The sequence below is a fragment of the Staphylococcus schleiferi genome, assembly GCF_025558325.1.
Lineage (GTDB): Bacteria > Bacillota > Bacilli > Staphylococcales > Staphylococcaceae > Staphylococcus > Staphylococcus schleiferi.
This window is the reverse complement of the sequence record NZ_CP094712.1, coordinates 2,511,951-2,520,325: the sequence shown is the minus strand read 5'-3', so window position 1 is coordinate 2,520,325 and position 8,375 is coordinate 2,511,951. Positions and strand designations below refer to the sequence as shown.

Genomic DNA, 8,375 nt, shown 5'->3' with positions numbered 1-8,375 from the left:
TTTTTAACTCCATCTTCCTAAGTAAAAATTTTGTTATACACAATATCCCCATAATTTAATAAAGATAATCACAGGGTGTTAATAATTATCCACAAGTTAATCACAAACTGTGGATGAACAACATAAAACGTTACATTATTCACAACTCTTTTAAGCTATATACATAATATAAAACCTATGTACTATAAGGGTTTAAACCACTTATCCACATAATTATACTTTTTCACAACCATTACTGTCAAACGGCTGTGAATATGTTGTTATCTTTTTGTGTAACTTGTGAATAATAAATTGTTATCCACAGTTTATTTATTTTGCCCTGTGTATAAGTGGACAACTTTTTTAGGTCTGTTGTATCTAATTATGAAAAAACACACTTGATTTACTGTTGTGATTTTGTTATATTTTAGTAGTTGCTTGAAATGTAGACATTTCATTTTATTTAAGAACATCAATTTGAACACATAAAAATGAAATTAACTTATCTATAATGATGAATATTAGATAATTGAATGATTGAGATGGAGGTGTTTTGCATGGTAAAACGTACTTATCAACCAAATAAACGTAAACATAGTAAAGTTCATGGTTTCAGAAAACGCATGAGCACTAAAAACGGCCGTAAAGTATTGGCACGTCGTCGTCGTAAAGGTCGTAAAGTTTTATCAGCATAAGATCACTGACTCATTCAGTGATCTTTTTTTTGCGAACAAGCCTGTTTGCCTTAGGTATTCAGAAGAAAGACGAGTGATATTTAATGGAAAAAGCATACCGTATTAAAAAAAATGCTGATTTTCAGTCCATCTATCGTAAAGGTAAATCTGTAGCGAATCGCCAGTTTGTTGTTTATACGTATGAACAACAACAAGCCACACACTTTAGGCTCGGTATTAGCGTATCTAAAAAATTGGGTAATGCTGTGACACGCAACCGTATTAAAAGAAGTATTCGAGAATGCTTCAAAGTGCATAAAACAGATTTGTTACCAGTCGATATGATTGTGATTGCACGATTTCCTGCCAAAGAGATGTCTACACAAGAAATTCAGAAAAGTTTAGAGCATGTACTCAAAATTGCAAAGGTCTTTAACAAGCGAATAAAGTAATTTTTAGACTTCGGTTTGTATGACTTCAGACAAACCGAAGTCTAACTTATAATGTGAGAACCCTTGGTATAAAGGCTTTTCTAGTAGGCTAAGTCTTGACGTCATAAGTTGAGGCATCATGCTTTTCTATTTGTGTAAAGGATGCGCAATAGGTTTTACACGTAGGATACAATAAAGAATTGAGAACATGAGATTCGCAATTTTGAATGAAACATTTTACAATATTATAATGGTATATTTTGACAAAAGGAGGTACGTCAATTGTGGAACAATTAGACACGATTACAAGTATATCAACACCAATGGGCGAGGGCGCGATAGGAATTGTACGTTTATCTGGTTTAGATGCGGTTGAAATTGCAGATAAGCTTTATAAAGGAAGAAAACAATTAAAAGATGTACCTACGCATACAATTAACTATGGGCATATCATTGATCCTAAAACGCAAGAAGTAGTTGAAGAAGTGATGGTTTCGGTATTACGAGCACCACGTACATTTACACGTGAAGACATTGTAGAGATTAACTGTCATGGTGGCATTTTGACAATTAATCGTGTGTTAGAATTAACAATGACTTATGGTGCGAGAATGGCAGAGCCTGGTGAATATACAAAGCGTGCCTTCTTAAATGGAAGAATTGACTTATCACAAGCTGAAGCAGTAATGGATTTTATACGTTCTAAAACTGACCGTGCTTCGAAAGTCGCAATGAACCAAATTGAAGGGCGATTAAGTGATTTGATTAAAAAACAACGTCAATCCATTTTGGAAGTTCTAGCTCAAGTAGAGGTTAACATTGATTATCCAGAATATGATGACGTAGAAGAAGCTACTTCAGAGTTACTGTTAGAACGCGCGCAAGAAATCAAAAATGAGATTCAAAAATTATTAGATACAGGTGTTCAAGGTAAAATTATGCGTGAAGGTTTATCAACTGTCATTGTAGGTAAGCCTAATGTGGGTAAATCATCCATGTTAAATAACTTGATTCAAGATAATAAAGCGATTGTGACAGAAGTTGCTGGAACAACGCGCGACGTATTGGAAGAATACGTCAATGTAAGAGGCGTACCGCTCAGACTTGTAGATACAGCAGGTATTCGCGAAACAGAAGATATCGTTGAACGAATAGGGGTAGAGCGTTCTCGTAAAGCATTGAGTGAAGCAGATCTTATTTTATTTGTATTAAATAATAATGAGCCTTTAACAGAAGAAGATCGAAAGCTCTATGAAGTTGTAAAAACGAGCGATGCAATTGTGATTATTAATAAGACAGACTTGACGCCACGATTAGACCGTGACGAAGTGAAAGCGATGGTGGGTTCAATGCCTGTTATTGAAACGTCAATGCTCGAACAACAAGGGATTGATGAGCTTGAAATTCAAATACGCGATCTGTTTTTTGGTGGAGAGGTTCAAAGTCAAGATATGACTTATGTTTCAAACTCACGCCATATTTCATTACTCAAACAGGCGAAGAAGACGATTCAAGATGCGATAGATGCAGCTGAAATGGGGATTCCTATGGATATGATTCAAATCGATTTAACACGGACATGGGAACTTTTAGGTGAAATCATTGGTGAATCTGCAAGTGAAGAATTGATTGATCAATTATTTAGTCAATTCTGTATCGGAAAATAATAAATGGAGGTTAATAAAATGGTGAAATCATTTGATGTTATTGTCGTAGGGGCTGGACATTCTGGTATTGAAGCCGGTCTTGCATCTGCGAGACGTGGTGCGCATACACTCATGTTGACAATTAATTTAGACAATATTGCCTTTATGCCATGTAATCCGTCAGTGGGTGGACCGGCAAAAGGAATTGTTGTACGTGAAATTGACGCTTTAGGTGGCCAAATGGCGAAAACAATTGATAAAACGCATATTCAAATGCGTATGCTTAATACAGGAAAAGGGCCTGCAGTACGTGCGTTACGCGCGCAAGCCGATAAAGTCATGTATCAACAAGAAATGAAACGTGTACTTGAAGATGAAGACAATCTAGAAGTGATGCAAGGCATGGTGGATGAACTTATCATCGAAGAGGGCGTTGTTAAAGGTGTGCGTACTAATATTGGTACTGAATACCGTGCTAAAGCCGTTATTTTAACAACAGGTACTTTCTTACGTGGTGAGATTATTCTTGGTAATTTGAAATATTCTAGTGGTCCAAACCATCAATTACCTTCGATTACGCTTGCAGATCACTTAAGAGAACTTGGCTTTGATGTTGTTCGTTTTAAAACGGGTACACCACCACGTGTGAATGCGAAAACGATAGATTATAGTAAAACTGAAATTCAACCAGGTGATGACGTCGGTCGTGCTTTCAGTTATGAAACAACGGAATATATTTTAGACCAACTTCCTTGTTGGCTTACTTATACAAATGGTGAAACGCACAAAGTCATCGATGACAATCTTCATTTATCTGCAATGTATTCCGGAATGATTAAAGGTACAGGTCCACGTTATTGTCCATCAATTGAAGATAAATTTGTTCGTTTTAATGATAAACCGAGACATCAATTGTTCCTTGAACCTGAAGGCCGTCATACAAATGAAGTATACGTTCAAGGTTTATCAACAAGTATGCCTGAAGCCGTCCAACGTCAAATGCTTGCGACTATTCCTGGTTTAGAAAAGGCAGATATGATGCGCGCAGGTTATGCGATTGAATATGATGCATTAGTACCGACACAACTTTGGCCAACTTTGGAAACTAAAATGATTAAAAACCTCTACACAGCAGGTCAGATTAATGGGACGTCAGGTTATGAAGAAGCGGCTGGTCAAGGTTTAATGGCAGGTATTAATGCAGCAGCCCGCGTATTAGGTCAAGAAGAAACCATTTTACAACGTTCAGATGCTTATATCGGTGTTTTAATTGACGACTTAGTGACAAAAGGTACAAATGAGCCGTATCGATTACTCACTTCTCGTGCAGAGTATCGTTTATTACTACGTCATGATAATGCAGATTTACGTCTTACAGATATTGGCCATCAAATTGGTTTAATCTCAGAAGAGCGTTATGCACGTTTCAATGAAAAGCGTCAGCAAATTAGTGATGAAATGACACGATTGTCTCAAATCCGCATTAGGCCAAGTGAACGCGTACAACAAATCATTGAGCGAGAAGGGGGCTCACGCCTTAAAGATGGAATTCTAGCCAATGAATTGTTACGTCGACCTGAAATGACTTATGCAACAATAATTGAAATTTTAGAAGAGACACATCAATTACCATCAGATGTTGAAGAACAAGTCGAAATTCAAACAAAATATGAAGGTTATATCAATAAATCATTACAACAAGTAGATAAAGTGAAAAGAATGGAACAAAAGAAAATTCCAGAAGATCTCGATTACAGTAAAATCGATAGCTTAGCGACTGAAGCACGTGAAAAATTGGCTCAGGTTAAACCACTTAACATCGCGCAAGCCTCACGTATTTCAGGTGTTAACCCAGCAGATATTTCAATATTGTTAGTCTACTTAGAACAAGGTAAAATTCAAAGGGTGAAATAAATGAGTGTAGAATGGTTAGCAACACAATTAGGTGCACACGGATTGACAGTATCTGATAAACAGAAGCAACAATTTGAAAAATATTATGAAATGCTTGTAGAATGGAATGAGAAAATTAACTTAACGAGTATTACAGAGGAACATGAAGTGTATCTTAAGCATTTTTATGATTCTGTAACACCTAGTTTTTACCATGATTTTAACCAACCGTTAAGTTTGTGTGATGTGGGTGCGGGTGCAGGATTTCCAAGTATTCCTTTAAAAATTATGTTTCCAGAAATTCACGTTACAATTGTTGACTCGTTAAATAAGCGGATTCAATTTTTAAATCAATTGGCAGATGCGTTAGAGCTTGAAGGTGTCCGATTTGTACATGATCGCGCTGAAACGTTTGGGAAGCAGGAAGACTACCGGGCGTCTTTTGACATCGTAACAGCACGTGCTGTTGCGAGAATGTCGGTATTAAGTGAATTGTGTATACCACTCGTGAAAAAGCAAGGTCTCTTTTTAGCTTTAAAATCATCAAAAGGACAAGAAGAACTTGATGAAGCACGCTTTGCTATAGGTGTCTTAGGTGGCAAAATTCGCCAAATCGATACATTTACGCTTCCAGAAGATGCAGGTGAGCGTCAAATTATTACAATTGAAAAGCGGAGTCAAACACCTAAGAAATACCCAAGAAAACCCGGAACACCCAATAAAACACCACTTGTAGAATAACAAAAATGTATTTTGGAATATTAAGGGGAGCGAATAAAAATGAAGAAACCCTTTTCTAAGTTGTTTGGATTAAAAAATAAAGACGACTTACTAGATGCCAGTGAAGCGGAAAATCAAGGTGTCGAATCGATTAAAATTGAGCGAATTGTTCCGAACCGTTATCAACCACGCCAAAAGTTTGATACTGCACGGATTGAAGAATTAGCTGAATCTATAAGCGCTCATGGTTTGTTACAACCTATTGTAGTAAGACCGATTGAAGAAAATATGTACGAAATCATTGCAGGTGAACGTCGTTTTCGTGCGTTACAAATGAATCAAATGACTGAGGCAGAGGTTTTAATCCGTCATTTAGATGATGAAGAAACAGCTGTCGTAGCATTGATAGAAAATATTCAACGTGAAAATTTATCAGCGATTGAAGAAGCAGAGGCTTATAAAAAACTGTTGGCGTTTGAAGGTATTACTCAAGCTGAACTCGCTAAAAGTGTCGGAAAAAGTCAAAGTTTCATTGCGAATAAATTGCGCCTATTGAAATTAACGCCTGTCGTGTTAGAAGCAGTACGGGAACATCGAATTACTGAGCGTCATGCGCGAGCGCTAGTAGGACAAACACCTGAACGACAAGAAGAAATGTTGCATATCATTTTAACAGAGCAATTAAACGTCAAACAAACAGAAGATCGGTTGAAAATGCCTGTTGAAAAAGATATTGAAGGAGAGAAAGTCGTTGCGACCCCTCCTGAATTTATCCAAGATGTTTCAGCCGCACGTGATATTATTGCGGATAGCTTGTTGGAAGTCAGTGCGAATGGTATCAAATACGAACAACGTGAAAAAGAACATGATGATTACGTTGAAATTCAAATTCGTCTTTATCGAAAATAACCATTTTTAATGTATGAAACCATTTTATTTTAAATAGCAAAACCTTTATAGACTGTGTAAGTGATAAATCGTCACTTATGCAGTTTTTTTACGCTTAAGGTTGTATAAAAATTTCGGTCTATAGCGCTATGATTTTTCTTTTAATACTTTATATATTTATACATATCCTCAAAGTAATTAAAGGAGAAATGATATGAAAAACAAGAAACGCATCATAGGCATATTTGCTTTTTTATTAGTAGGTATTTCAATTTATTTGATGACGAGCTTTGACATGCTTAACAGAACAGAAGTTTATTATGGAAAGTTCGTTCAAAACAATCAAACTACCAACCTTTATTCACATGACAATCAATATCAAATGAAGCTGAATAAAAAACGAGATAAACTCCAAGAAGGCAATTGGGTTAAGGTTACATTGACTGATCAAAAAGGCGTCATTGTGGATGTAAAAGCTATAGATAAAACACAAATTCCAAAAAGTGTATTACGAAAAATAGAGAGAAGTCAGTAAGAAAAAGGGAAGGGTGTTTTTTACATAATAATTAAGAATCACGTATCAAAACTAAACTTTGAGAGAAGAAGATCTTGATGTCTTGTTCTCTCAAAGTTTTACGGCGAAAGAGCATTCTAAAATAACAAAATATAGTAACCTCTTAGTTTTTGATTATTACAGAGTCAGTGAAGTTCACAATTTATTAAGCATTAATGAAAAGGTTATGTTGCTTTTCTTTAAGTGATTTGAAATCAAGTATTAGTTCTTTATTACAATGACTTTTACACTTTTAAAAATAGTCCATAAAAAGTGACAATAATTAAATTGAATTTTTAGGTTCTGTTGCAAAGTTAAGTTTATAGTATAATTTAAATGAAAAGGGCTCTTCTGTATGAACTATTTCAGATATAAACAATTCAATAAGGATATTATTACTATAAGCGTTGGCTACTACTTAATTATTATTACCTTTATTAATTTCTTGTAGCACAGAGGCTCGTTGTCAATAAAGCAATTGGAATAAAGCAAAAATATGATATGTTATATATTGGGATGTTTATTAAGGGATTGTTTAAATTCTGAAATAAAGAATTTTTACAATGTATAATATTAATACTTCAAAAATTATAAAAGCTTCTCTTGCATTTGTCATTGCTTCTGGTATTGTATTTAGCCCTATTGGCATTGATAATGATTCTGAAGCTTCTGAAGCAAATTCATCTATGGTTTCTAAAAAATGTGCTGGAACAATTTCGAAAATTAATGATAACGTGGCTAGAATTGATTTGAATAAAGGGATTACATACAATGTTGATGAAAATGGTATAGCTACGATAAAAGATACTCGTTCTGGAAAAACTGAGCAATTACCTGTAACAGCAAAAGACAAAAATGGTGAAAACGCGACTTTAGTTTATTTTGAAGAGGATGGTAAGTTGGGCGTTCAAGTTGTTAAGCAGCAGCAAGAAAGAGGAGCTGCTAAATGTGTAATCGGAACTGTGGGAGGAGCTATTGGTGGTGCGACAACTGGTGGCTTAGGAGGAGCTGCTGTTGGTACTGTTACACTTCCTATTGTTGGAACTGTTAGTGGTGGTGTTGTAGGAGCCATCGGTGGCGGTATTGGCGGTGCTTCTGGCGGATATGTAGCTGGCTGTTAAAAGGTGGGATAACTATGTATGATAGAAAGATCTTCAACTGGCCAATATTTTTTATTGTGATTTTGAGTTATATATTTATGCTATCTTTGTTTTTGTGGGTTTCTAATATAAGTCATTTAAAAGTCTTTTTATTGACTATTCCTTTTCTTTTAATGACTTGCGTTTATATAATACTGTTTATAAAAAATAGATAGCTAGTGTTTGCACGTGTTTATGTATGTCATAAGCACGTGTATTTGTTTGTATTTAAAACGAGTTGAAAACGAGTTTCTTCTTGTCTTGATACTATATAGAAATAACTCGATTTTAATACTATATAGAAATAACTCGATTTTACTTTTCGTCGCTATACCCTTGATAACAAAGGGTTTGCGGGCTGATTTAAGCGTGAAAGAAATTTTTGACATAAAAACCCCCAGTAGTAAGATATAAGTTGACTAGACTAAATCAAATACTGGAGTTTTTTATGC

The 8,375-nt window shown here is 35.3% G+C and carries 8 protein-coding genes; all 8 read left to right on the top strand.

Going from position 1 to position 8,375, the window contains the following annotated elements:
• Positions 1 to 536: 536 nt before the first annotated feature.
• The 8 genes from rpmH to MUA40_RS12010 all read left to right on the top strand — a co-directional run bounded on the left by rpmH (position 537) and on the right by MUA40_RS12010 (position 7,905).
• Positions 537 to 674, top strand: a complete 138-nt coding sequence (gene rpmH / locus MUA40_RS12045; RefSeq protein ID WP_000240855.1) for a 50S ribosomal protein L34 — start codon at positions 537 to 539, stop codon at positions 672 to 674.
• Between the two features lie 83 nt (positions 675 to 757).
• Complete coding sequence (gene rnpA / locus MUA40_RS12040) at positions 758 to 1,105, top strand: ribonuclease P protein component (RefSeq protein ID WP_016425726.1); 348 nt, start codon at positions 758 to 760, stop codon at positions 1,103 to 1,105.
• A gap of 263 nt (positions 1,106 to 1,368) precedes the next feature.
• The gene (gene mnmE, locus MUA40_RS12035) at positions 1,369 to 2,751 is read left to right on the top strand and encodes a tRNA uridine-5-carboxymethylaminomethyl(34) synthesis GTPase MnmE (protein WP_262569641.1); all 1,383 of its coding nucleotides are present in this window, start codon (positions 1,369 to 1,371) and stop codon (positions 2,749 to 2,751) included.
• An 18-nt stretch (positions 2,752 to 2,769) separates the two neighbouring features.
• Positions 2,770 to 4,644 (top strand): tRNA uridine-5-carboxymethylaminomethyl(34) synthesis enzyme MnmG, encoded by a 1,875-nt coding sequence (gene mnmG, locus MUA40_RS12030; RefSeq protein WP_262569639.1) that lies wholly within the window; start codon positions 2,770 to 2,772, stop codon positions 4,642 to 4,644.
• Entirely contained in the window at positions 4,645 to 5,364 is a 720-nt protein-coding gene (rsmG, locus tag MUA40_RS12025) for a 16S rRNA (guanine(527)-N(7))-methyltransferase RsmG (RefSeq protein WP_016425723.1), read from the top strand.
• Between the two features lie 39 nt (positions 5,365 to 5,403).
• Positions 5,404 to 6,252, top strand: a complete 849-nt coding sequence (locus tag MUA40_RS12020) for a ParB/RepB/Spo0J family partition protein (protein ID WP_016425722.1) — start codon at positions 5,404 to 5,406, stop codon at positions 6,250 to 6,252.
• A 193-nt stretch (positions 6,253 to 6,445) separates the two neighbouring features.
• Positions 6,446 to 6,766 (top strand): hypothetical protein, encoded by a 321-nt coding sequence (locus MUA40_RS12015; RefSeq protein ID WP_016425721.1) that lies wholly within the window; start codon positions 6,446 to 6,448, stop codon positions 6,764 to 6,766.
• 581 nt (positions 6,767 to 7,347) lie between these two features.
• Positions 7,348 to 7,905 (top strand): hypothetical protein, encoded by a 558-nt coding sequence (locus MUA40_RS12010; RefSeq protein WP_126496331.1) that lies wholly within the window; start codon positions 7,348 to 7,350, stop codon positions 7,903 to 7,905.
• Positions 7,906 to 8,375 lie beyond the last annotated feature (470 nt).